General features: G+C 45.0%; 18 protein-coding genes and 1 riboswitch. Of the genes, 4 read left to right on the forward strand and 14 right to left on the reverse strand.

Translation table 11 applies throughout. The features are described 5' to 3' along the window. Together ACBR23_RS20740 and ACBR23_RS20745 are read right to left on the reverse strand one after the other, a co-directional pair. Window positions 1-5,151: DUF4347 domain-containing protein (locus tag ACBR23_RS20740; protein ID WP_371125674.1), on the reverse strand; the 5,151-nt coding region annotated here is incomplete at its 3' end. Between the two features lie 513 nt (window positions 5,152-5,664). Next, window positions 5,665-6,150, reverse strand: a complete 486-nt coding sequence (locus tag ACBR23_RS20745; protein ID WP_371117450.1) for a hypothetical protein — start codon at window positions 6,148-6,150, stop codon at window positions 5,665-5,667. 120 nt (window positions 6,151-6,270) lie between these two features. Between ACBR23_RS20745 and pyrE the strand changes: the two genes are divergently transcribed. From pyrE to dcm, 3 genes are all read left to right on the forward strand, one after another. Beyond that, a complete protein-coding gene (gene pyrE, locus ACBR23_RS20750) occupies window positions 6,271-6,846 on the forward strand; it encodes an orotate phosphoribosyltransferase (protein ID WP_371117449.1) in 576 nt (191 codons plus the stop codon). 219 nt (window positions 6,847-7,065) lie between these two features. Continuing rightward, the gene (locus ACBR23_RS20755; RefSeq protein ID WP_371117448.1) at window positions 7,066-7,218 is read left to right on the forward strand and encodes a hypothetical protein; all 153 of its coding nucleotides are present in this window, start codon (window positions 7,066-7,068) and stop codon (window positions 7,216-7,218) included. Between the two features lie 127 nt (window positions 7,219-7,345). Further along, entirely contained in the window at window positions 7,346-8,659 is a 1,314-nt protein-coding gene (gene dcm, locus ACBR23_RS20760) for a DNA (cytosine-5-)-methyltransferase (RefSeq protein WP_371120385.1), read from the forward strand. Between the two features lie 87 nt (window positions 8,660-8,746). Here the strand turns inward: dcm and ACBR23_RS20765 are convergent, their stop codons facing one another. The 11 genes from ACBR23_RS20765 to ACBR23_RS20815 all read right to left on the reverse strand — a co-directional run bounded on the left by ACBR23_RS20765 (window position 8,747) and on the right by ACBR23_RS20815 (window position 20,791). Next, window positions 8,747-9,337 carry a Uma2 family endonuclease gene (locus tag ACBR23_RS20765; protein ID WP_371120384.1) on the reverse strand — a complete coding sequence of 197 codons (591 nt, stop codon included), beginning with the start codon at window positions 9,335-9,337 and terminating at the stop codon, window positions 8,747-8,749. An 88-nt stretch (window positions 9,338-9,425) separates the two neighbouring features. Next, window positions 9,426-10,799 (reverse strand): phosphomethylpyrimidine synthase ThiC, encoded by a 1,374-nt coding sequence (gene thiC, locus ACBR23_RS20770; protein WP_341737009.1) that lies wholly within the window; start codon window positions 10,797-10,799, stop codon window positions 9,426-9,428. A gap of 7 nt (window positions 10,800-10,806) precedes the next feature. Further along, window positions 10,807-10,902, reverse strand: a riboswitch (TPP riboswitch). 180 nt (window positions 10,903-11,082) lie between these two features. Then, the gene (locus tag ACBR23_RS20775) at window positions 11,083-11,922 is read right to left on the reverse strand and encodes a Uma2 family endonuclease (protein ID WP_371117445.1); all 840 of its coding nucleotides are present in this window, start codon (window positions 11,920-11,922) and stop codon (window positions 11,083-11,085) included. Window positions 11,923-12,278: 356 nt separating this feature from the next. Then, on the reverse strand, window positions 12,279-12,839 hold the full coding sequence (locus ACBR23_RS20780; protein WP_341737007.1) for a Uma2 family endonuclease: 561 nt from the start codon (window positions 12,837-12,839) through the stop codon (window positions 12,279-12,281). A gap of 79 nt (window positions 12,840-12,918) precedes the next feature. After that, window positions 12,919-13,476: a Uma2 family endonuclease gene (locus ACBR23_RS20785; protein ID WP_341737006.1), complete on the reverse strand. Its 558-nt coding sequence runs from the start codon at window positions 13,474-13,476 to the stop codon at window positions 12,919-12,921. 76 nt (window positions 13,477-13,552) lie between these two features. Beyond that, window positions 13,553-14,113: a Uma2 family endonuclease gene (locus ACBR23_RS20790; RefSeq protein WP_371117442.1), complete on the reverse strand. Its 561-nt coding sequence runs from the start codon at window positions 14,111-14,113 to the stop codon at window positions 13,553-13,555. A gap of 76 nt (window positions 14,114-14,189) precedes the next feature. Continuing rightward, on the reverse strand, window positions 14,190-14,750 hold the full coding sequence (locus ACBR23_RS20795; RefSeq protein ID WP_371120383.1) for a Uma2 family endonuclease: 561 nt from the start codon (window positions 14,748-14,750) through the stop codon (window positions 14,190-14,192). Window positions 14,751-14,826: 76 nt separating this feature from the next. Then, window positions 14,827-15,387, reverse strand: coding sequence for a Uma2 family endonuclease (locus ACBR23_RS20800; RefSeq protein WP_371120382.1), 561 nt, complete (start codon window positions 15,385-15,387; stop codon window positions 14,827-14,829). 209 nt (window positions 15,388-15,596) lie between these two features. After that, window positions 15,597-17,861 (reverse strand): Calx-beta domain-containing protein, encoded by a 2,265-nt coding sequence (locus ACBR23_RS20805; protein WP_371120381.1) that lies wholly within the window; start codon window positions 17,859-17,861, stop codon window positions 15,597-15,599. 617 nt (window positions 17,862-18,478) lie between these two features. Continuing rightward, window positions 18,479-20,488: a tetratricopeptide repeat protein gene (locus ACBR23_RS20810; RefSeq protein WP_371120380.1), complete on the reverse strand. Its 2,010-nt coding sequence runs from the start codon at window positions 20,486-20,488 to the stop codon at window positions 18,479-18,481. A 105-nt stretch (window positions 20,489-20,593) separates the two neighbouring features. Further along, window positions 20,594-20,791: a hypothetical protein gene (locus tag ACBR23_RS20815; protein WP_371117437.1), complete on the reverse strand. Its 198-nt coding sequence runs from the start codon at window positions 20,789-20,791 to the stop codon at window positions 20,594-20,596. A 98-nt stretch (window positions 20,792-20,889) separates the two neighbouring features. Between ACBR23_RS20815 and dprA the strand changes: the two genes are divergently transcribed. Further along, window positions 20,890-22,041, forward strand: a complete 1,152-nt coding sequence (dprA, locus tag ACBR23_RS20820; protein WP_371120379.1) for a DNA-processing protein DprA — start codon at window positions 20,890-20,892, stop codon at window positions 22,039-22,041. Between the two features lie 452 nt (window positions 22,042-22,493). Here the strand turns inward: dprA and ACBR23_RS20825 are convergent. After that, on the reverse strand, window positions 22,494-23,626 hold a 1,133-nt coding region (locus ACBR23_RS20825), incomplete at its 5' end, for a right-handed parallel beta-helix repeat-containing protein (RefSeq protein WP_371125675.1).

Genomic DNA, 23,626 nt, shown 5'->3' on the forward strand with positions numbered 1-23,626 from the left:
GGAGACGGTGATGCCAGCAGATGTGGGAGTTGGTGTCGGTGTGGGCGAATTTGGCGGTAGCGGTGTTCCCGTAGGCGTTGGAGTTGGCGTACCAGTTGTAGGCGTGGGAGTTGGTGTACCCGTTGTAGGCGTGGGAGTTGGTGTACCAGTTGTAGGCGTTGGAGTTGGTGTACCAGTTGTAGGCGTTGGAGTTGGTGTACCCGTTGTAGGCGTTGGAGTTGGTGTACCAGTGGTAGGCGTGGGAGTTGGTGTACCCGTTGTAGGCGTTGGAGTTGGTGTACCAGTTGTAGGCGTGGGAGTTGGTGTACCAGTTGTAGGTGTGGGAGTTGGAGTCGGTGTTGGTGTCGGTGTCGGCGCTACGTCGTTATCTGCGATCGCCACTGTCACCGCAGGAACCACCAACGCATTATACTTAGTATCAGTGCTACTTACACCGTGAGTAATAGTGCCACTGTGCGGCCCATCCACGACCGCATTATCAAAAGCTTTCACCGTAACAGTTTGAGATACATTCCAATTATTCGGAGTGAAAGTGATAGGGGCGATCGCCTGAAGCTGATTATCTGTTGTGAGATTGATAGTTACAGGGGCGATCGGCTGCGACGTTAACTCGATCGCATAACTGCCATTCGCCCCACCTTCTGTAGCCGTTGTTTCGGTAACACTAACAGAAACACCAGCCCTATCATTGTCCTGATTTGTAATACCAACATCCGCTACATCTTTGTTATTGTAATTCGGGTCTGTACTAACAGCAGCCCCCGTAATAACTTTGTAGTCAATATCCCCGTCAGCGATATTATCATTAACCCCAGTTACTGTCACTGGTTGCGCTGTATCCCAGTTAGTCGGAGTGAAAGTTAAACTATTAGTCGAAACAGTTCCTTCCGCCACATTAGAACTATTCAAACCAATAGTCACATTAGCCGTGGGTTTAGTATTCAAAACCACAGCAAAATTTGTCTTTGTGCCATCTTCACCAGTAGTCAACCCCGCCGTCGGATTGACTGTAATTCCCGGAGTTTCATTGTCGCTGTTGGTGACGGTGACATCCAAGGGATTCAGATTATTGTAATTAGCATCAGTGCTGACAGCAGCCGCCGTCACAATTTTGTAAACTACATTGCCATCAGTCAGCAAATCGTCAACACCAGTCACCGTGATGGTTTGTAGTTGATTCCAGTTAGCCGGAGTGAAAGTTAAGCTATTAGTCCCAACAGTTCCTTCAGCTAGATTGTCACTACTCAAACCGATGGTAACGTTAGCAGTTGGTTGAGACTTGAGTTTGACTGTGAAATTAGCTTTACCACCTACTTCACTGGTAGTCAATGCTGTTGGGTTAATCGTAATTCCCTGAGTATCATTGTCAGTATTAGTGACAGTGAGAACCAAAGGATTTAGATTCTTGTAATTAGCGTCGGTGGTGACAGCAGCCGCTGTCACAATTTTGTAAACTATATTGCCATCAGCTACAAAATCGTCCACACCAGTCACGGTTACTGTTTGCTCTTGCTTCCAGTTAGTCGGAGTGAAAGTTAAGCTTGTCGGCGCAACAGTTCCTTCCGCCACATTAGAACTACTCAAACCGATGGTAACGTTAGCAGTTGGTTGAGAATTTAGTTTGACTGTGAAATTAGCTTTGCCGCCAATTTCACTGGTAGTTAACCCCGTCGTACTCTGGGTAATACTAATAATTCCCGGAGAGTCATTGTCAGTGTTGGTGACAGTAACATCATCAGGATTCAGGCTATTGTAATTAGCATCAGCACTAGCAGCAGCCGCCGTCACAATTTTGTAAACTGCATTTCCATCAGCTACAAAATCATCCACCCCAGTCACCGTTACTGTTTTCTCTAGGTTCCAGTTAGCCGGAGTGAAAGTTAAGCTATTAGTCCCAATAGTTCCTTCAGCTACATTGTCACTACTCAAACCGATGGTAACGTCAGCAGTTGGTTGAGTGTTAAGTTTGACTGTGAAAGTAGCTTTTCCGCCTGCTTCGGTAGTTGATAATGTTTTGGGATTGACAGTGATGCCAGCAGTGTCATCATTAGTTACGGTTGTTGTCGCCACAGCCGTAGTAATTGTGGGGGTAGAATCTAATGCAGAGGGATTTGACAGCGTAACATTAATCGTTTCATTGGCTTCGATCGCCACATCGCCTAACACATCCAGAGTAATAGTTTTCGATGTCTCGCCCGCTGCAAAATTAATCGTACCAGTCGCGCCAGTTGCACCGGATGTGCCGCCAATATTGTTGTAATCGCTAACGTTTGTAGCAGTACCCGCGATCGCATAATCTATTTTGCTTGCAAACTCAGTGGAACCGCTGCGATTAACAGTAAATGTGACTCCTGTTTTGCCGGAATTCCCTTCAGTAAGGGTTGCAGTACCAGCACTAACTGCGTAGTCGATCGGATTGAGCAGAATTGTGACTTTACTAGCACCCGATCCGATGCGATCAAAAGGCCCAGAAATCACCCTGTTAAACCCGGCGTAAATCTCCGAATTGACAGGCCCGCCAGCATCAGCTTGACCGTTGAGGGCGTAAAGATACGGCGAATTCAAGCTATTTTTTAGTCCGCTTTTGTTATCCCACGCAAATTGTTCGTTGCTGACTTCTAACTCGACGCGGGAACCGTTACTCACAAAGTTAGGCACATTTCCTGCGGTAAGTTCTCCGCCAGCGGGTGTATTGTAGTCATTGCCAAAAACTGCCATACTCCCGTTAACAATCTGCACCTCGGCATCACGACTTTGATCGCCTCCATCCCCTCCATAGCCGTCGTTAGATTTTGAGTCGCCTAGATTTACCGTCCATCCTGACGGGGCTTTGTCGTATTCAACGATAAATTTCGCTTTCTTGATGTTGCCGTCAAAAGTAATTTTAGCTACCGCTTCTAACCAACTGTCTGAGTTGGAGTCCGTTGGGGTATTTACTAGAGAAATAAACGGGTTTGGCTGACCAGTAATTGTGCCTGTTTTGAGGTCGATTTTGTAAGGACTTAGGTTTGAAGGTTGATCGTTAGCTGCAATAGTTAGTGTTGTTTGTTTTGTTGTACCTGCAACGCCTCCGGTAATTGTGCCAAAGTTGAGAATTGCGGTTTCGGCGTTTTCAGGTAGATTGTCGGGTTTGATAGTAACTGCAACATTTTTGGTGAGTGCCACGCCTGTTGCACCTGCGGGGAATGTAATTGAAGTAGGTGAAAAGGTGTAGTCTGAATTTTGGGTGGCTGTGCTACTGGGATTGATAACAATTGGTACAACTACATCGCCCAAGGGAGTGCCGCTGATGGTGACGGGAATATTAACTACTGTGTCACTGCTTCCTTCTGTACCGCTGTAAGTTGCTGCACCGAAATTGACTGTATTGGGTGTATTGAGCAGCACCGAAACATTATTGTCTGAGAAGTTAGTTGCAGCAATGTCCAGCTTGCCATTTCCATCAATATCCTTCAGTACAACGGAAGAGGGAGAAGAATTAGCAGAACCTACCGGAAAGTCGATCGAAGTGCTAAATTCACCATTGCTTTTTCCCAACAGAACAGATACAGCTTTAGTTGTACCATTCGTCACAGCCAAATCTGACTTGCCGTCGCCGTCGATATCTCCGGCAGCCAGGAAAGTTGTATTCACTGCTAAATTGGGAGCAGTGGTAAAAGTTCCAGGGGTTTTTTGTAACAGAATTGAGACGTTTGTAGAAGTAAGATTAGCTACAGCCAAGTCGTCTGTATTGTCGGCGTCAAACTTCCCCACTACGATCGAATACGGCCCCGTTCCCACTGGAATAGTTGGGCCATTGGTAAAGACTCCACTATCGTTTGCCAACAGAATTGAAACTGTGTTACCGGTGCGACTTGTCACAGCTAAGTCGTCTTGTTTCCCGTCGCCATCAAAATCGCCCACCGTTATGGAAGTGGGCTGTATTCCTACCAAAGAATTGGCTGGTGCGCTAAAAGTCCCGTCGGGATTTTGCAACAGAATAGAGACAACACCATTAGTATTGGGACTGCCGGTACCCCGATTGGTTGCCACAGCTAAGTCCAATGTGTTGTTGTTGTCAAAATACCCCACAGCAATATATTGAGCAGCACTGACAGGGTTTAAAGTCACGCTGGTGGGAGCACTCAAGCCAGTGCTGCTCCCCAAAAATAGTGATACAGAACCACTGCCATTATCTACAACCAAGTCGTCATAGATATCTGTATTAAATTTAGCAACAGCAAGGGCTGTTGTTCCCCGTGGCAACAGAGTAGCGGTGCCAAAGCTGCCCGTACCATTTCCTAACAGAATTGATGTGCCAGAACCGTTGCCACTGTTGGCCGCGGCACTGTTGGCCACAGCTAAATCTTTGATACCATCGCCGTTAAAATCACCGACACCGACGAAGACAGGATTTGAACTTACGGGAAAGTTTGTGGCTGTACCAAAACTATTCAAAACGTGTTCGTAACCTGCTAATACTTCTGGTTCAAATACTAGCGGTGTTTTAATCGATCCAGTGCTTGTTTCTAGTTCCCAGTCGCCACCTTTTGTCGCGCTTCCGGTGAGGCTTTTGGAGGCGGCAACGTTGGTATTTGTGAGTTGGGCAATTCGCTGGATGAAGGTGAAACCGTCTAGATATAAATCTAAATCTACATCTAAATTTCTCGTTTGTTCCCCGATACCGCCGGTGGTTGAAACCCCCGTCTCATAGCACAAGTCATCTAAAGATGACTGAATAAATGAATTTTTCCCAGTCGGTTTCAACCGACTTTCGCTATGAGACGGGGAATTAATTCCCCGGCGGACTCTCGGATAAACGCGAGGCCCAGATGCCACATTGCAACCGTAAATCAGAATATCCGCACTGTCTGTAAAAGCACTCCGCCACTGCTGCAATTGTTCCGAATAAGCTGACAAATTATCTGCATTCAAGCTACCATTACCCACTTGCAAACTACCGGGAGCACCGTGAGAAACTATATGAATGCTGTCAATATTGGTACGACAAGCTAAGATTTGAGTAATTTGCTTGATCGCATCCCGATTACCATCCAAAACCACTACTTCCGTACCGGGTGTTACCCCAGCCACCAAACTTTGATAATTTGGTACTCTTGTGTCGATAAAGGCGATCGCACTTAGGGAAACTTTACTATTTAAATTTGGCATAATACACCTGACTGGGGGTAAAAAAAATATAACAATTCCCCGATTTCGCGACTTGCATCCGAAACTATTTTTGAATGTTGTAGCAACTCTAACAGTATTTTCAGAGAATCTCTATAAAGTTTTGCTGAAAAATACCTGTTTAAATAAATTTTTGATGAAGATGGGGAGATTTATTAAGTAATATTGCGGAAAATCTACTGCGAGGTCGATCGCTTAACCAAAAAAATTAATCGCCAGAGCAATTATACTGAGAGATTGAGAGGGTATTTTTGATATACAGCATATTCTATGTATAGGTGGTACGCGCAATCTTGTGAAGCGAGTCAGGTGCGTGGCGATCGATTAATAGTAAACAATTGCTTGACACTCCCCGGTCTGAAGACGCGGGGATTCTTAAGGACAAACTTTGGGGGATGAATCCGCCCAAAGTTTAATTATTAAAGGGTTAGTCAGTAACCCGCTACCCACTCGCTCTGCGGATTGAGTCTATGACTACTTATAAATCCTAGGCCCTTAATTTCGGCCATTGGGTGATATTTGATATAAACCCCTAACTGGGCCAGGCACTGTCTGTGGCTGTTGCTCGGAAGCGGGCAACTGTTCTTGCACTCCGGTAGCAGTAGGGAAACAGCCACTGGGCTGGGGTGCGAATTGGCAAGCTGGAGGCAGTGCCATTACAGATGAATCGAAGGGATTGACTGCATCTGGAACGCGGAGAATTGGATCGCTGGAAACTTGGCGCTGCATCATTTGTCGGTAAAAGCCGTTGACGCGACTGGCGTCCCGCTCGATTTCTTTTTCGGGAAAGGCAACTACGCCGCTGGGGGAACCGATGCCTAAGTAATCGCCAAAGTAACCTTGGAGGCTGACGTTGTGGTAAAAGTCTCCTGAACTCTGAAAGAATTGCCGATTGAAATCGTCGGAGATAGGGTGAAATCTAGCTGGTTCTGCTTGGGCTGGTTTGACGGATGCTAAGGTGGCAGAAACGACTGTCATCATCAATATACTACTTAAGCTTTTTAACTTGTGGCCCATGATATTGAAGCTTCTAAATTAATTACGGTTCCAATATAGACTGATTATCGGCAGATTATTTTTGTTTTGTACAAGGTGTCAGTTATGAATGTTGAAGATTTGAAGGTGTGGCGCGATCGACTTTTGGATTTGTTGTGCTCTTTTGCGTATCGTGAGGGGGATTTTGTGTTGTCTTCGGGACAGAAAAGCTCCTATTACATTAACTGCAAACCGGTGACACTGCATCCTGAAGGTGCTTTGGCTACGGGGAGGTTGCTGTTGTCGATGCTGTCGGCGGATGTGGACGCTGTGGCTGGTTTGACTTTGGGGGCCGATCCAATTGTAACTGCGGTGAGTGTGGTTTCGGCTTTGGGCGATCGACCAATACCAGCTTTGATTGTCAGAAAGGAAGCCAAAGGACATGGAACAATGGCGTATATTGAGGGGCCAACGCTGTCTGAGGGTGCGAAAGTGGTGGTTTTGGAGGATGTGGTGACGACGGGTAAGTCAGCGATGCAGGCGGTGGAGAGGCTACGGGGTGCGGGTTATAAGGTCGATCGCATTTTGTCTCTGATCGATAGAGAGCAAGGTGGGGCGGAGTTTTATCGCTCTGTTGGCTTGGATTTTGAGGCGGTGTTTACAATTAAGGATATTCAGGAGTGGATAGCTAATAAGTCCTAAGATTTAATCAACCGCGAAGGCGCAAAGAACGCGAAGGAAGAGAAGAAGATTCTCGTTACCAGGCTCTGCCTGGTAATGAATATCTAGAGGCTCTGCCTCGCTCAAAAAATAGTAGAATAAACGCGAAGGAAGAGAAGAAGATTCTCGTTACCAGGCTCTGCCTGGTAATGAATATCTAGAGGCTCTGCCTCGCTCAAAAAATAGTAGAATATCTGAGGTTTGACTGCCCGCTTAATCGCCATGCCAAAAATCCGTTTCATTGACTTATTCTCAGGAATAGGTGGCATGAGATTTTATCGCTCTGTTGGCTTGGATTTTGAGGCGGTGTTTACAATTAAGGATATTCAGGAGTGGATAGCTAATAAGTCCTAAGATTTAATCAACCGCGAAGGCGCAAAGAACACGAAGGAAGAGAAGAAGATTCTCGTTACCAGGCTCTGCCTGGTAATGAATATCTAGAGGCTCTGCCTCGCTCAAAAAATAGTAGAATATCTGAGGTTTGACTGCCCGCTTAATCGCCATGCCAAAAATCCGTTTCATTGACTTATTCTCAGGAATAGGTGGCATGAGATTAGCCTTTGAATCTGCCGCTAGTTCCTTGAATCTGCAAACAGAATGCGTATTAAGTAGCGAAATTAATCCCGACGCTCAATCAGTGTACCAGACAAATTTTGGCGACACACCTTCAGGCGATATCCGACTAATTGACCAACTCCCAGAACATCAAATATTACTAGCAGGATTTCCTTGCCAATCTTTCTCCTACGCAGGCAAAAAAGCAGGCTTTGGAGACACCAGAGGCACACTATTTTTTGAGATTATACGACTTATTGACACTTTCCAACCTCAAGCATTTATTTTCGAGAACGTGCGGGGACTTGTCTCCCACGACAGCGGAAAAACCCTAGAAACTATCAAAGGCGAAATGACCAGCCGAGGTTATAGCTTCGATTATTTTGTACTCAACAGCTCTAACTTTAGTTTACCTCAAAACCGCGTCCGAGTTTACCTAGTCGGAGTTTTAAATACTGTTCCGCAATATAACTTAATTTCCGACTTGGGACCAAAAGATTCCCATTCCTCTAACCATCAACAACTATCATTATTTTATCCCTTAAATAAACCAGTCACAGTTGCAGACATATTAGAAGATAATCCAGATGCAAAATATGATTGTTCCCCAGAATTTGTCAAGGCTTTGAAACAAATCGTTAACAACGACCTCAATCGCTTGCACGGAATGCGGCTAATCGACTATCGTGGTGGCAATTCCATTCATTCTTGGGAATTGGGTTTGCGAGGCGAGTGCAGTATCGCAGAAATTGAATTGATGAATCTTTTTATATTGAAAAGGCGCAATAAAGAATTTGGCAACCACCAAGATGGGAAGCTTTTAACTAAAGAGCAAATAGCTACTTTTTTTGCTCATCCCCATCTCGATGAAATTTTAGATTCCCTGGTAACAAAAAAGTATCTGCAACGGCATAATAAACTTTACAAACCTGTATCGGGTAACTTTTCCTTTGAAGTATATAAATTCCTTGACCCTGCTAATATTTCTGTAACAGTTGTTGCTAGCGATGCTAATAGATTAGGAGTTTATCATCATCACCGAGTTCGGAGAATTACGCCCCGTGAAGCGGCGCGTTTACAAGGTTTTCCAGATAATTTTAGTTTGCATTCCAATGATGATAAAGCCTATCATCAAATTGGTAATAGTGTCAGCGTCAATGTAGTGACAACTGTTGCTGAAGAAGTTATTCAGAATGTCTTATATTCTGCAAAACAAGTTCCTTTGCAAAATGCAGTTTAATCGGCATCAATCAGGCAATTTATGCTATCTCTCTCCTATTCTCTTTCTCTGCGCTCTCTGCGCTCTCTGTGGTAAAATAATTCCAAATTAGTCGGGGGTTGAGGAAGTGCGATCGCCCGCACCGAATATCGAATCTACACTGACTGTAAAATCAGAAAAGGCGATCGGTGCAACCTCTTGACCAGCATACAACTTTAGTATTAAACTATAGCCGTTCGGTGTGGGCTGGCGGTATACTTCCAAGCAGTTTTCAATTAAATTGACCAGCCAAACCTCTTGAATGAGCGATCGGGCATAAATCGGAATTTTGACATCTCTGTCATTATCCACTGTACTGTCAGCTACCTCTACTAAAAGTAACACTTCTGAAGGAACTGGATGTGCTGTCCCGTAATCATCATCGCGAAATTGAAGCAATACCACATCAGGCTGCGGTTCAGTACGTTCACTTAACTGAACTGGATTTTGAACATCAACGATAACTCTATCTTCTGGTAATCGGTGGAAAAGTCGGTTAAGTCGTCTCACAGCAGTGGCGTGACGAGTCCCAATTGCAGCCATTTGAATAATTTCTCCTTCAATGAGTTCAACGCGATCGGTTTCAGAAAGAATCCCTGTTTCACTCATCAAATGATACTCTTTCACCGTAAATAGCCGTCTTAGAAGTTGAAGGGACATCGCGATTCTCCTTTGCCGAAACTCCTTTTAATATAACAAATTTAACATTAAGTAAGGCGGAAAATGCCCGCCCTACCAATCAATCGGGTTAGCGTTGCGCCACAGGTTCCTTAGCCAAGAACTTCTCCAATTCTGTCAAAGCATCGGCATCAACTTTCGTCTGCATCGGACAGAACTTAGGCCCACACATCGAACAGAATTCAGCAGTTTTGTAGATATCTGCTGGTAAAGTTTCGTCGTGATATTCCTTGGCCCGTTCTGGATCTAAAGACAGCTCAAATTGACGGTTCCAATCGAAGTTGTAACGGGCTGCTGAGAGTTCGTCATCTCTGTCTCGCGCACCCGGACGACCCCGCGCAATATCAGCCGCGTGAGCCGCAATTTTATAGGCAATCAGCCCATTTCTGACATCTTCAGCATTGGGTAAACCGAGGTGTTCCTTCGGTGTTACATAGCACAGCATGGCAGTGCCGTACCAACCAGCCATGGCTGCGCCGATCGCCGAAGTGATATGGTCATAACCGGGAGCAATGTCTGTCACCAAGGGTCCCAAAACATAGAAGGGTGCTTCGGAACATTCCTCCATTTGTTTCTTGACATTAAACTCAATTTGATCCATCGGAACGTGGCCTGGGCCTTCCACCATTACCTGCACGTCATGTTCCCAAGCTTTGCGAGTTAATTGTCCCAATGTTTTGAGTTCAGCTAATTGAGCATCATCAGAAGCATCGTGAGTGCAACCGGGGCGCAGAGAATCTCCCAAACTAAACGAAACATCGTATTTTTTGAAGATTTCAATGATGTCGTTAAAGTGAGTGTAGAGGGGATTTTGTTTGTGATGATGTAGCATCCACCGGGCCAAAATGCCGCCACCGCGCGAAACAATGCCAGTAATCCGATTTTTGACTAATGGCAAATGCTCAATCAGAATTCCGGCGTGAATTGTTTGGTAATCAACACCTTGTTGAGCGTGTTTGTCAATGATGTGAAGAAAGTCATTGGCGGTCAGACTTTCCATGTTACCATGAACGCTTTCTAGAGCTTGGTAAATTGGTACTGTGCCGATCGGCACTGGTGAAGCTTTGATAATGGTAGTACGAATTTCATCCAGATTACCACCACCGGTGGACAAGTCCATGACGGTATCAGCACCGTATTTAACTGCTAATTTCAGCTTGTCAACTTCTTCTGCCATATTAGAAGAGTTGGGAGATGCGCCGATATTAGCATTGACTTTGCATTTGGAGGCGATGCCGATCGCCATTGGTTCCAAATTCGGGTGATTGATATTAGCTGGAATAATCATCCGTCCGCGGGCTACTTCGGCGCGGATCAGTTCGGCCGGGAGATTTTCTCGCTTAGCGACGTAGTGCATTTCTTCAGTAATCACACCTTGGCGGGCGTAGTGCATTTGACTCACATTGCTCTGCCCGCTACGCTTAGCGATCCATTCGGTACGCATATTTGATTTCCTTGATAAACAGCTTCCCTCCGCTGGTATTACCCAGACTCAGGTTCTAAGGGTGTTTCTCAGCCCGGATTTTCGGGCACCCCTAGCTAAGCTTTTAATAGTAGCACTGATGTCTGTATCCGATCAAAGCAATTAAGGAAATCTTAATAAGGGGATGGGGTGAGGAGATGGGGAGATGGGGAGATGGGAAGTGCGATCGCACTTTCCAGATTTCTGATATTTCTAGAGTTGCACAAAGTGCGATCGTACCCCCATTTAACACCCGAAAAAAACCTCAGACTTCATCAGGATTAATCCCCATTTCGCGCAATTTTTCGGCAAGGCGATCGGCCCGTTGTTTTTCTTCCTCTGCGCGAAGATGTTCTTCCTCTGCGCGAAGATGTTCTTCTCCAGCACGAAGACGCTCTCGTTCTGCGCGAAGGCGTTCTTTTTCCGCACGTTCTTCCCCAATTAACAACAAATTACCTTCACTATCCCACCAACGCAACCAAGGTAAATTCATCTCATCATATTCACCTTGCCAAATTCCCAACTCAACTCCAAGCTGAGGAATTGGATAGTGACCGCGCTCATTTGCACTCATTAGCTGATAGCGATTATCCTGTAAATGATACATTTCTACAGCAGCTTTTTTTACTTCATAAATTCCATAAAAAGGTACGCGGATCGCCTGCTCGTAAACCCAGAATTTGCCAACCTTTTGTGCTTCTGGTTGACCGAGTTCGGGAGGCGGAGTTCGATCTCGCTCTTCTGAACCATTCCCCGACACAAATTCCAAAACAATCAGCGGTGCAACGTATTCTTTCCACAATACATAAGAACGTCGCACCTCACCATTTAATAGTGGGGGAACATTCGGCACATAAAACCAATCAGGTGCTTCTGCACCACGTTCTAGAGGGTCAGTTAAACGCCAATAAATCCCGCAATCTTGACCGATGCGGTAGCGTGCATCAGGATGAATTTGTTGCAATATTGGTCTGAGTGAATCAGTGAGAATAATGCTTTGAGGAAGTTCTTGAAAATTTTTCACAAAAGTACCGTCCGACTCTGGTAATTCAGTGTGGTCTGGGAGATGGGTGACTTCCAATTCAAATGGTTTGGCAACTGTCATAGAACTTGCGCTATTTGAGGAATTAAACTGATTATAGCAGAAGGAAGAAGGAAGAAGGAAGAAGGAAGAAGTCACCCCCCCCAGCCCCCCCCAAGGGGGGAAATTCAGGAAGAAGGAAGGAAGAAGGAAGAAGGAAGAAGTCACCCCCCCCAGCCCCCCCCAAGGGGGGAAATTCAGGAAGAAGGAAGAAGGAAGAAGGAAGAAGGAAGAAGGAAGAAGGAAGGAGCGAAATTTCGCGAGTTACAATCGCCAGCGAAATTAGTAAAGTTTAATAATATTAGTCCTGGACGCGCTGCGACCCAAAAAACCCGGTTTCTAAGCCTCGATGCGTAAATCCTAAACATAAAAAAATCAGCCTAACCCAAGATAAAATCAACGCTCACTTCAAACTCAGGAAAAGCCAGGGGCGCAACTTGTTGACCGCGCCAAAACTTGAGCATTAAACTATAACCGTTCGGGCTTGGTTGGCGGTAGACTTCCAAACAATTTTCCACTAAATCTACTAGCCAAACTTCTTGAATTAGCGATCGCGCGTAAATGGATACTTTCACATCTCTGTCATAATCAACTGTACTATCCGAAACCTCAACTAATAGCAAAACTTCTGACGCTACTGGATGCGCTGTGGCGTAGTAATCAGCGCGAGGTTGTATCAATACAACATCCGGTTGAGGTTCAGTGCGATCGGTTAACTTAACTGGGTTTTGGATAGCAAAAGTCGCCAGATCTTCAGGAATCAAGCTGAACCTTCGCGCGAGGCGGTTTACACAACTTGCGTGACGAGTACCAATTGCAGCCATTTGCACAATCTCCCCTTCTATCAATTCTATTCGGTCATCTTCACCGAAAATGCCAGCTTCACCCATCAGGTGATATTCTTGTAATGTGAACAGCCGTCTTTGCATTTTGACAGACATCACTATTCTCCTTTTTCAACAGTTGGCTTAAGCTTACCATTTTTGCTAGTAATATTCAAACTACTACTAGCTAATCTCCCTAACCCAAGATAAAATTAACACTCACTTCAAACTCAGGAAAAGCTAGCGGTGAAACCATTTCTCCCCGCTCAAATTTTTGGATGGAAGTATAGCCATTTGCCGTGGGATTGCGGTAAACTTCTAAACAGTTAACCTCAAGATCCCACAACCATACTTCCTGAATCCCAGAACGAGCGTAGATAGGGACTTTAATATTGCGATCGTTATCAACAGTGCTGTCGGCTACTTCAACTAATAGCAAAACTTCTGACGGTACTGGATGGGCTGTGGCGTAGTAGTCAGCACGAGGTTGCAGCAAGACAACATCCGGTTGAGGTTCAGTTTTTTCTGTCAACTGAATGGGGTCTTGAACACCCAGAGTTGCCAGCTCTTCTGGAATGAGGCTAAAACATCTAGTGAGACGCTTAACGGAACTTGCGTGACGAGTACCAATTGCAGCCATTTGAATAATTTCTCCTTCTATCAATTCCACTCGTTCATTAGCAAAAACACCAGCATCACTCATCAGGTGATATTCTTGGACAGTAAATAGCCACTTTTGAGTCTGAACAGACATAACTATTCTCCTTTTTTGGCGGTTAGCCTAAGTTTACTATTTTTGATTCTAATATTCTACCTACTGCTAAAGTAGGCTAACTCAAAATCAAATCAACACTCACTTCAAAATCAGGAAAAGCTAGCGGTGAAACAATTTCTCCCCGCTCAAATTTTTGGATGGAAGTATAGCCATTTGCCGTTGGATAACGGTAAACTTCTAAACAGTTAACTTCAAGATCCCACAACCATACTTCCTGAATCCCAGAACGAGCATAGTTAGGTACTTTCACATCGCGATCAAAATCAACTGTACTATCAGAAACCTCAACTAACAGCAAAACTTCTGACGGTATTGGATGGGCTGTAGCGTAGCAGTCTAAACGGAATTGCAGCAAAACTAGATCGGGTTGAGGTTCGGTACGTTGAGTTAACCGAATTGGGTTTTGAACATCCAAAATAGCACTTTCTTCAGGAATTTGGCGAAACTGCCGGATCAGTCGCCGCACACAAGTAGCATGACGAGTACCAATTGCTGCCATTTGGATGATTTCTCCTTCTATAAGTTCCACTCGTTCATGATTAGCAAAAACACCAGCCTCATTCATCAGATGGTATTCTTGGACTGTAAATAGCCGTCTTTGTGTCTGAACAAACATAACTATTCTCCTTTTTTGGCGGTTAGCCTAAGTTTACTATTTTTGCTTCTAATATTCTAGCTACTGCTAAAGTAGGCTAATTCAAAATCAAATTAACACTCACTTCAAACTCAGGAAAAGCCAAGGGTGAAACAATTTCTCCCCGCTCAAATTTTTGGATTGAAGTATAGCCAGTTGCCGTGGGATTGCGGTAAACTTCCAAACAATTAGCTTCTAAATCCCACAACCATACTTCCTGAATCCCAGAACGAACATAGTTAGGTACTTTCACATCGCGGTCAAAATTAACTGTACTATCTGCTACCTCTACCAGCAGCAGAATATCCTGACTATTTGGCAATGATTCTTCATAAAAATCAGCACGGGGTTTGAGTAAAGCAATATCAGGTTGAGGTTCGGATTTATCATTAAGGGAAATCGGATTTTGCACCCGAAAAATTACCAGAGACTCTGAAATCTGGCTAAATAGTCGTGCGAGGCGATCGACACGGGCGGCATGACGCTTACCAATTGCGGCCATTTGGATGATTTCTCCTTCTATTAGTTCCACTCGTTCGTTATTAGCAAAAACACCAGCCTCACTCATCATGTGGTATTCTTGCACTGTAAATAGCCGTCTTTGAATCTGAACAGACATAACTATTCTCCTTTTTCGGCAGTTACCCTAAGTTTACTATTTGTGCTTCTAATATTCTACATACTGCTAAAGTAGGCTAATTCAAAATCAAATTAACACTCACTTCAAAATCAGGAAAAGCCAAGGGTGAAACAATTTCTCCCTGCTCAAATTTTTGGATTGAAGTATAGCCATTTGCCGTGGGATTGCGGTAAACTTCCAAACAATTAGCTTCTAAATCCCACAACCATACTTCCTGAATCCCAGAACGAGCATAGTTAGGTACTTTCACATCGCGGTCATAATTAACCGTACTATCTGCTACCTCTACCAACAGCAAAATATCCTGACTATTTGGTAAGGATGCTTCATAAAAATCAGCACGACGTTGTACTAAAGCAATATCAGGTTGAGGTTCAGATTTATCATTAAGGCAAATCGGATTTTGTACTCGGACGATCGCACTTGTTCGCACTTTGTCGTAAAATAAGTCTGCGAGGCGATCGACACGGGCGGCATGACGCTTACCAATTGCAGCCATTTGGATGATTTCTCCTTCTATCAATTCCACTCGTTCATTCTTGTCAAAAACACCAGCCTCACTCATCAGGTGATATTCTTGGACTGTAAATAGCCGTCTTTGCATCTGAACAGACATAACTATTCTCCTTTTTCGGCAGTTAGCCTAAGTTTACCATTGTATTTTAATAAATAGTATTACTTCAAAACAACAAAAAACCGCCCTAAACGGAGCGGTATATCCAGGAAGTCTGTAAAGAACACAGGCTACAACAAGAGAATTAAAGTGTTCAAAATACAGGTTTTTGCGATCGCGCAGGGCAGACATTTTCCACCCTGCAAATCACCTTAGATCAGAGTAATGCTTGTTGCCGCTGTACTGCCGAAACTGTAGCCAGCAGTAGGGTTAGCAAGACCTAAGCGCACAGTCCCATTATTGGTACTAAATTGGTTGTCTTGAACCGTAAATGTCTGGCTGAGTTGGCCATTGGCAAATGACAGAGTACCGCCAGTGGTGCCGCCTGGGCTAAGCAAGTAGTCTGTACCAAATACAGGTGCAGGGCCGCTGCCGGGAGTACCCGCCAGAATAATATAGTCAACCGATGCTGCACCTAGGCCGCTTGAGCGACTAACTGTAACGGTTGTGCCACCGCCCTGAGTGGCGATCGTGCCGTAATTAGACGCACTATACTGGAAGACATTGCCAGATGCACTGCCGCTACCGTCAATAATGTCTAGTCTTGCTGTTGACGGAGTGCCGACGGGGCCGTTGTTGAGAAATAGGTTAACAGTCTCACTCATTTCAGGCAGTGTATCAGGATTGACAAAGATGCTGAAAGTCTTGGAAGTTTCCCCAGGGCCAAAGTTTAGTACACCAGCAGCAGAGGAATAATCAACCGAGGTCCCAGTCGATAATGCCGTGCCGTCAAGAGTACCGTAGCTAATGCTTGCGGGAGCCGTATTGGGCCCGACGCGATTGACTGTCACCGTAGCAAAGCCAGATGATTCCTGGGTGCTGAAAGTAGCCGCACTGAAAACGAACTGGGTTGCTGTCGCAGTGGCTGGAGTCGGAGTCGGAACTGGAGTGGGTGTCGGCACAACATCATTAATCGTCAAGATTGCCGGATTGCTGCCGACAGTACCGCCACTGAGCACTAAGTTTACGGTTTCTGGCGATTCCAGCATCATGTCGCTCAGAGCAGTAATCGTGAAACTAGCGCTATTTTGCCCCGCCGCAAAGTTGAGGGAACCCGCAGCAACGGTGTAGTCAGGTGCTGTCCCGCTAGAAGTAGCTGAACCGTCAACTGTGGCGTAGTTAATTGTTGCTGCACCAGTGCCACCAGTGCGAGTGACTGTAATGGTGGCGGCACCGCCTTCATTCACCGTGTAACTGCCTTGGCTGAATTGAAAGACGCTTGCAGGCGTTGGAGTTGTAATCGGAGTCGGAGTCGGAGCTGGGGCACTTCCACCATCAAAAATGGTAACAGTGGCTGGATTCAGAGTACCTACATTACCGTTGTTGAGAAATACATTGACTGTCTCTGGGCCTTCGCTAATAGCATCGGCCAAAGTGGGGACAGTGAAAGTGGCGCTAGTTTGCCCGGCCGCAAAATTGAGCGTTCCTGTGGTGGCAGTATAATCAGTAGCCGAGCCGGTAGAAAGGGCTGAACCATCAACGGTACCAAAGCTGATGCTTCCGGGAGCCGATGTATTGCCCGTGCGAATCACTGTGACTGTGGCGGGACTGCCTTCAGGGGTAGAGTAATTATTTGTGCTGAAGCTGAAGACACTTGTAGGTGTTGTTCCTGGTGTCGGTGTGGGTGCCGGGGTTGGTGTGGGGGTTGGTGTGGGGGTTGGTGTGGGTGTGGGCACCCCGGATGATTGAAACCAACCCGGATTTGCGCTCAGTTGTGCAGCAGTCAAACCTTGGAGGTTGACTAAATATTCGCCGGTGCCGGTATCGCGAACGAGGGTGTTGCCGATGCTGATGCCGTTGGAGCCGGTGCCGTCGATGAATTGCAAATCGCTGAATTGCAGTCCGCCAAATAACTGGATGACATCGTTCCCGGAGAGTTGAAAGTCAGTAATGAAGTCGGCATCGGAGACGCTGGGGCCGCCAGTAGTGGCTGTGGGTTTGCCGTCGCCTACTCGCCCGATCGCAAACAGGTCATTTCCACCACCACCGCTCATGGTATCAGAACCAAGGTCGCCGTAGAGTACGTCGTCGCCGAGGTCGCCCAGAATCAAGTCGTTGCCTTTACCACCGAACATCGAGTCGTTGTCTTTACCGCCGAATATCGAGTCGTTGCCGTCATTACCGAACACGCTGTCGCGGCCGATGTCGCCTCTTACTAAGTCGTTGCCTTTGCCACCGTATACTTGGTCGTCGTCTTTGCCACCGTATACTTGGTCGTCGCCTTCGTTGCCATTAAGAATATCATTGCCGGGGCCGCCGAATACGAGGTCGTTTCCTGACCCTGCACCGATGGCATCATTACCGTCAAGTCCACTGATTGTATCGTCGCCTAGCAAGCTGCCTAGGCTAATTACGCGACCGTCTGGTAAAGTTCCAGGTATGAGATCTGCGCCTAGAGTTCCTGTTATGTTTGCCATTTTTTTAATTCCACAGATTAGTTTTTTTTGCCTTTAGTAGAAGCACCTGTAGAATTTTTTTAGGGATTTATTGCACTATTTTTATAGACGTATGATTGGTGCAACAATCCGGTATTTATGTCAGAATTGACTATACTTATCCGTTAAGTCAAATAATTGCCTAGGGCAATCTTTGCTTGCTAGTACCTCGTCTGGTAAATCTGTTTTCCTACCCTGTTAATATCTCAGAAGAAAGCTGCTCGGATAAAGTTCCCATTTGTTTGAAATATTAGGCGGTAATCTTAATAGTTATTCCAGCGATATCTGCGGATAGATAATTGTCTATATAGTCCACCTCTATGCTTCTAAACAATGAGATATTTTCAGGACAATTGTTGAAAAAATAGATACAGCCTTTCGAGATCTCATAGGAGGTAAGATCGAGAACTGGTAATGGGTAATAGGTAATTAGTTGCATCCTTGTTCCCAGGCTCTGTCTGGGAATAAATATCTGGAGGCTCCGCCTCAAATGCCCCATGACAGATAAATCTAACTGGCAAAAACATCAAACACAGAACCCCGACTTCTTTACAAAGTCGGGGTTCTATGGCGATTATTCCTTCTGCCTTCAACATCTGCTATAGTTCTGAGATGAGAGTGCGGCGATCGCGCCTTGCTTCCTCGTTTTCTGGCTGGATAGCGATGGCTCGATCGTAGGCTGTCATTGCTTCTTCATAGCGCTTTAATTGCGACAACGCTGTCCCCAAGTGATGCCAAGCGTTGTAGGAATCTGGCTTAATCGCAACCGCTTGTTCATAGGCTGCGATCGCCTCTTGGTTTCGGTACAATTTTGCTAAGGCTTCACCTTTACCAAACCAAGCTTCATAACACTGAGGGTTAATTTCGATCGCTTTTTCGTAAGATGCGATCGCGGGTGCGTAATCCAACAGTTTCTCGAAAGCTGTACCTCGGTTGTGCCAAATTTCAAAGTCGTTTGATTTAATCGCAATGGCTTTGTCATAGGATGCGATCGCATCCAGATAGCGGTGTATGTTGCCCAAAACAGCACCTCGATTGTACCAAACTTCATATTTGTCTGGGGCGATGCTGATGGCTCGATCGTAGGAATCAATCGCATCTTTGTAGCGCAGCAATTTCCACAACACATTACCTCGATTGTACCAGGTTTCGTATCTATTGGGATAGATGGCAATCGCTCGATCGTAGGAATCGACTGCTGCTTGGTACTGCTGTATTTTGCCCAACATCACGGCTCGGTTGTGCCAAATTTCGCTGTCGGTTGCTTTGATGGCGAGGGCGCGATCGTAACTGGCGATCGCCTCTTCGTAGTGGTGCAATTTCCCCAATAAAGCTGCGATATTGTGCCAGGGAGCATAATTTGTGGGTTCGATCGCACTTGCTTGCTGGTAACAGACGATCGCCTCTTCGTACTTTTGCAATTTTCCCAGCAAATTAGCTTTATGATACCAGGCTTGGTAGTTATTTGATTTAATAGATATGGCTTGGTCATAACAGGCGATCGCCTCTTCGTACTTTTGCAATTTTATTAACACATTTCCGCGCCAATACCAAGCCATATCTAAATTATTATTCGTTAAAATAGCTTTTTCAAAGCAGACTACTGCCTCATCATATTTGCCTTGAAAATAAAGCCCTTCCCCTTGCTTGATATAATCATCAGCAATCAAATTATTGTCCTCACTAGAAACCGAATCTACTTGTGACTCTGGGGAGTTGTTGGAGGGAGGTGTTGGTGGGACTTTGACAACTTCCTGGGCTACCACGGCGGGGAGTTGAGAAATTTCTTGAACAATTTGAGATTTTTTTTCGTAAACTTCAGTCAGCAAAACTTGCAGGTGCATCAGAAATTGAGACTTGAGAGTTTCTATTTGCTCGACAGAAGATTTAGAAACTTCAGTTTCTTTACTTAAAAAATCAATGGATTGTTTGGCGGCACTCATTTGTGCTTCTAATTCATCTCTCAATTTTTGATTCAACTGACTAGAATTGATTAATTCTGATTCTAATACACCAATTCCCTGTAATCGTTTATTGGCATCAGCCACCAACTGTCTGACTACCAGCCGTCGCATCATCCAAAAAAAAGCAATGCTAACTGGGGGAAATATGGTCCCCAGAATCAGCAAAATATTAAGCAAAGTTACAGTATGATTAAAACTATATTCCGAGTCGATATTGCCACCAGCGCGGGGTGAGAGAAAATCGAAAGCATCGCGAGCTTGGGGGATGGTTTGAGTACCGGATTCGATTAATTTAGCTAGCCAAGTTTCTTGTAAGGATTTGGTCAATTCATCGCCGGATGAAGATGTAGTTTTTTCCTGGGTTTTGGCTGGGGTAGATGACTGGGGTGGCGCTGTCGCTACCAGCAAACCTGTCTGGGATTTGACAGCAATGCGTGGGGAAAATTGTTCGTGGGCGATCGTCTCTGGGGCGCTAATAGAATGAGCGGGACGGGCTACGGTATTATTTATGGCATCCACAAAGTTGCTGCTTTGTGGTGTTTGAGGAGCAGCGGGAGGTGGAGCGGGAGTTTTGCTAGCATTAGCAGTTAAATTCTGGGATGCGAGGGCAGCCAGAGTCAAAAAAGCTACATTTGATACTCGCATAAGCGTAAAATTACTTAGGAGGAGTTAGTGCTTGCCGATCGCTCATCGGGCGATCGCGATTCTAGTGTCAGCAGCCAGAATCGCTAGGCCAGAGAGTTTGGCTTACTATCTCCAAAATACGCCCAGCCTCTGATTTATCAGGAAAAGTGCCAACAATTCCCACTCTGCCACTTTCCCGAAAGGATAGATGGTAGCGATCGGCTCCGGTTCCATCACCCTATAGTCAGATACCCAACAAATTCTGGGAAATCGGGTATCAAAAATATCAATAAACTCGTTGTTGAAAAATGATAAAATAGACATCTCCTAAAAAGCCAGTCTTGGAACAGCAGAATGCCAAGCCCAGAATAATTTTGGGGATGTCCATAACTAATTAAATCAACAGTAATTGAGGGCAATTCATGACAGAAGAACGCACTTACTGGGTGGCTTGGTCTCAAATTAACGGCATCGGGCCGATTTTATTACAAAGATTGCAGGAACATTTTCAGAGTTTAGCAACAGCTTGGACGGCAAAATCCCTAGATTTATGCCAAGTTGAAGGCTTTGGTAAACAGACTATTGAAAAAGTAATAGCAGAACGAAAAAAGATTAATCCCGAACAATTTATTGAACAACATCTCATCAAAAATCCCCTTTTTTGGACACCAGCCGATGGAGATTACCCTCGTTTATTATTAGAAATTCCCAATCCGCCAGCAGTCTTATATTATCGGGGTACAGTTGATACCAAAGAAAGTCAAGGAATTACGCCCACAGTAGCAATTGTGGGTACTCGCTCTCCTTCGGAATATGGTAGACGATGGGCTCGTAAATTTAGTGCTGCTTTAGCTAAAAGCGGTTTTACTGTGGTGTCGGGATTGGCGGCTGGAATCGATACAGAAGCTCATACAAGCTGTTTGGGTGCGGGAGGGCGGACTTTTGCCATATTAGGCACGGGAGTTGATATCGTTTATCCTAGGCAAAATGATAAGTTGTACGATCGCATTTTGCAGCAGGGATTAGCAATTAGTGAATATCCCGCTGGTACTCAACCAAATAAAACTAATTTTCCCCGGAGAAATCGGATAATTGCTGGTTTAACTCGTGCTACCATAGTCATAGAAGCTCCACGCCAATCTGGTGCTTTAATTACCGCTTATCAAGCTAATGATTTTTGCCGGGATGTCTATGTTTTGACATCAAGATTAGATGATGAACTTTCCTTTGGATGTTTGGAATTATTGAGTAAAGGTGCTCATCCAATTCTGCCCAATAGCGATCGACTTTTGAGCGAAGAACGATTGTTAGAAATGCTGGGAGCTATCCCCAAATTGGATTGTCCCCAACAATTGTCCCTATTTCCAGTCAATCCGCCTCCACAAAAGCAAGAGCCAGCATTGGATAGGGAATTAGCTTTGGTGTTAAGTGCGATCGAATCTGGTCCGATTGCTTTTGATTGCATTGTCCAAGCCACAGGATTAGATACCGGCAAAATTTCTAGTGCACTATTGCAATTAGAATTATTAGGATTAGTGTCCCAGTTACCGGGAATGCGATATCAGCGGTCCTGATTTAGAAGATATAGCAATTCTCGCATCATTTCTGAATTTCTTACTCCCTCCCCGAACTCGCGGGGAGGGCTGGGGTGGGGTAAAAAAATTACGACTCCCCCAAGGATTGCTACAGCGGTTCCTGCTGTTATGAGGTACAAAAGTGGGGTGCATCGCATTTTTGTAGGGGATTCGCATTCGCGCCCATATCTTATATCAAATCCGTTGACATCGGAATTATTATTTCTCTCTTCTCTTTCTCTGTGTCCTCTGTGTTCTCTGTGGTTTAATCATTCCGATACAACCGGAAACGATATTATAGATAGATCAGAGATTTTCAACGCGAATGCGAAAGCCCCTCTAGGCGTGTTTCCCAAAATCGGGATGCTCCCTGGAGCAATTAACAAACCAATTTATTAAATGTTGAGGATTCATGTTTGTGCGTCGCTCTTGCAGCGGGAATCGCTGTATATTTATTCTTGATTATTTTTTCCTTCCACATATCCATTATCTACCAGTCGCCAAGCACCGCCAGAATTGCCTGTCAAATCGCAATCTGCCACCTTCGCAATAGCATCTCTATAAAGTGCGATCGCCTCAGAGCCATTACCAGTAATTCGACACCTGCGTACAATCAATTTCCCTCCCAATCCGACACCAATTCCTACAGTACCGTTGCCAAAAATATGACTATCTTCCACCGTTAGTTGGGCGCTATCGGACATAAAAATTCCGTTCCATATCCCGTCATGAATTTGACAGCGACGCATTACAGAAGCAGCATTATGCCCGCAAATTCCCACCACAGAATAGTCGGCAGAAGTAATATCGCTATCTTCGATGACTAACTCTCCTTCACGAATATCAACCGCATAATAGTTCCCCGTAGCATTTAGGGTTAAACCTCGCACTAAAGCCGATGCTGTTTGCATTTTTAGGCAGTTAGAATTGGTACTTTGAACAACAATACTTCCCGCTTCTATTTTACCGATAATTTCCACAGATTTATCGAGGATGAGACTTTCTAAATATAAGCCAGGATTCACATAAATTCGAGTGTTTGGTGCTGCATTTTGTAGTGCTTCGTTAATTGTAGTATAATTACCTTGACCTTGTTGACAAACAACCAGTTCTAGGCTATTGGAGATTCGATCGTGGAAAGTTGATGCTGCAATTTCCTCAGATTCAGCAGCGGGTGTTTCAATTTCTCCATCGCCCGTGAGGGATTGTGCTGGGATTTCTGATAGTTGTGTACTTAGTTGCAACTTTTCGCGATCGAAATTTGCTAACTGATGCTCTAATTCGGATACTTGAGCTGTCAGGTTAGCTTGCTGTTGTTGCGCCGTCTCTAAGTGACTTTGCATTTCGGCAATTTGCGTGTAATATTGCGATCGCTCTTGATGTGCTGTTTCCCAATCTGACTGTAATTGGGAGCGACTGTGCTCTAATTCGGATACTTGAGCTGTCAGGTTAGCTTGCTGTTGTTGCGCCGTCTCTAATTGACTTTGCATTTCGGCAATTTGCGTATAATATTGCGATCGCTCTTGATGTGCTGTTTCCCAATCTGACTGTAATTGGGAGCGACTGTGCTCTAATTCGGATACTT

The organism is Microcoleus sp., from assembly GCF_041354475.1.
In the GTDB taxonomy this organism is placed as follows: domain Bacteria; phylum Cyanobacteriota; class Cyanobacteriia; order Cyanobacteriales; family Microcoleaceae; genus Microcoleus.

Coding starts and splice junctions, on each gene's coding strand:
- ACBR23_RS20745 (WP_371117450.1), bottom strand. CDS start 6,150: ATGATGACAGTCGTTTCTGCCACCTTAGCATCCGTCAAACCAGCCCAA.
- pyrE (WP_371117449.1), top strand. CDS start 6,271: ATGAATGTTGAAGATTTGAAGGTGTGGCGCGATCGACTTTTGGATTTG.
- ACBR23_RS20765 (WP_371120384.1), bottom strand. CDS start 9,337: ATGTCCCTTCAACTTCTAAGACGGCTATTTACGGTGAAAGAGTATCAT.
- thiC (WP_341737009.1), bottom strand. CDS start 10,799: ATGCGTACCGAATGGATCGCTAAGCGTAGCGGGCAGAGCAATGTGAGT.
- ACBR23_RS20775 (WP_371117445.1), bottom strand. CDS start 11,922: ATGACAGTTGCCAAACCATTTGAATTGGAAGTCACCCATCTCCCAGAC.
- ACBR23_RS20780 (WP_341737007.1), bottom strand. CDS start 12,839: ATGTCTGTCAAAATGCAAAGACGGCTGTTCACATTACAAGAATATCAC.
- ACBR23_RS20785 (WP_341737006.1), bottom strand. CDS start 13,476: ATGTCTGTTCAGACTCAAAAGTGGCTATTTACTGTCCAAGAATATCAC.
- ACBR23_RS20790 (WP_371117442.1), bottom strand. CDS start 14,113: ATGTTTGTTCAGACACAAAGACGGCTATTTACAGTCCAAGAATACCAT.
- ACBR23_RS20795 (WP_371120383.1), bottom strand. CDS start 14,750: ATGTCTGTTCAGATTCAAAGACGGCTATTTACAGTGCAAGAATACCAC.
- ACBR23_RS20800 (WP_371120382.1), bottom strand. CDS start 15,387: ATGTCTGTTCAGATGCAAAGACGGCTATTTACAGTCCAAGAATATCAC.
- ACBR23_RS20805 (WP_371120381.1), bottom strand. CDS start 17,861: ATGGCAAACATAACAGGAACTCTAGGCGCAGATCTCATACCTGGAACT.
- ACBR23_RS20810 (WP_371120380.1), bottom strand. CDS start 20,488: ATGCGAGTATCAAATGTAGCTTTTTTGACTCTGGCTGCCCTCGCATCC.
- ACBR23_RS20815 (WP_371117437.1), bottom strand. CDS start 20,791: ATGTCTATTTTATCATTTTTCAACAACGAGTTTATTGATATTTTTGAT.
- dprA (WP_371120379.1), top strand. CDS start 20,890: ATGACAGAAGAACGCACTTACTGGGTGGCTTGGTCTCAAATTAACGGC.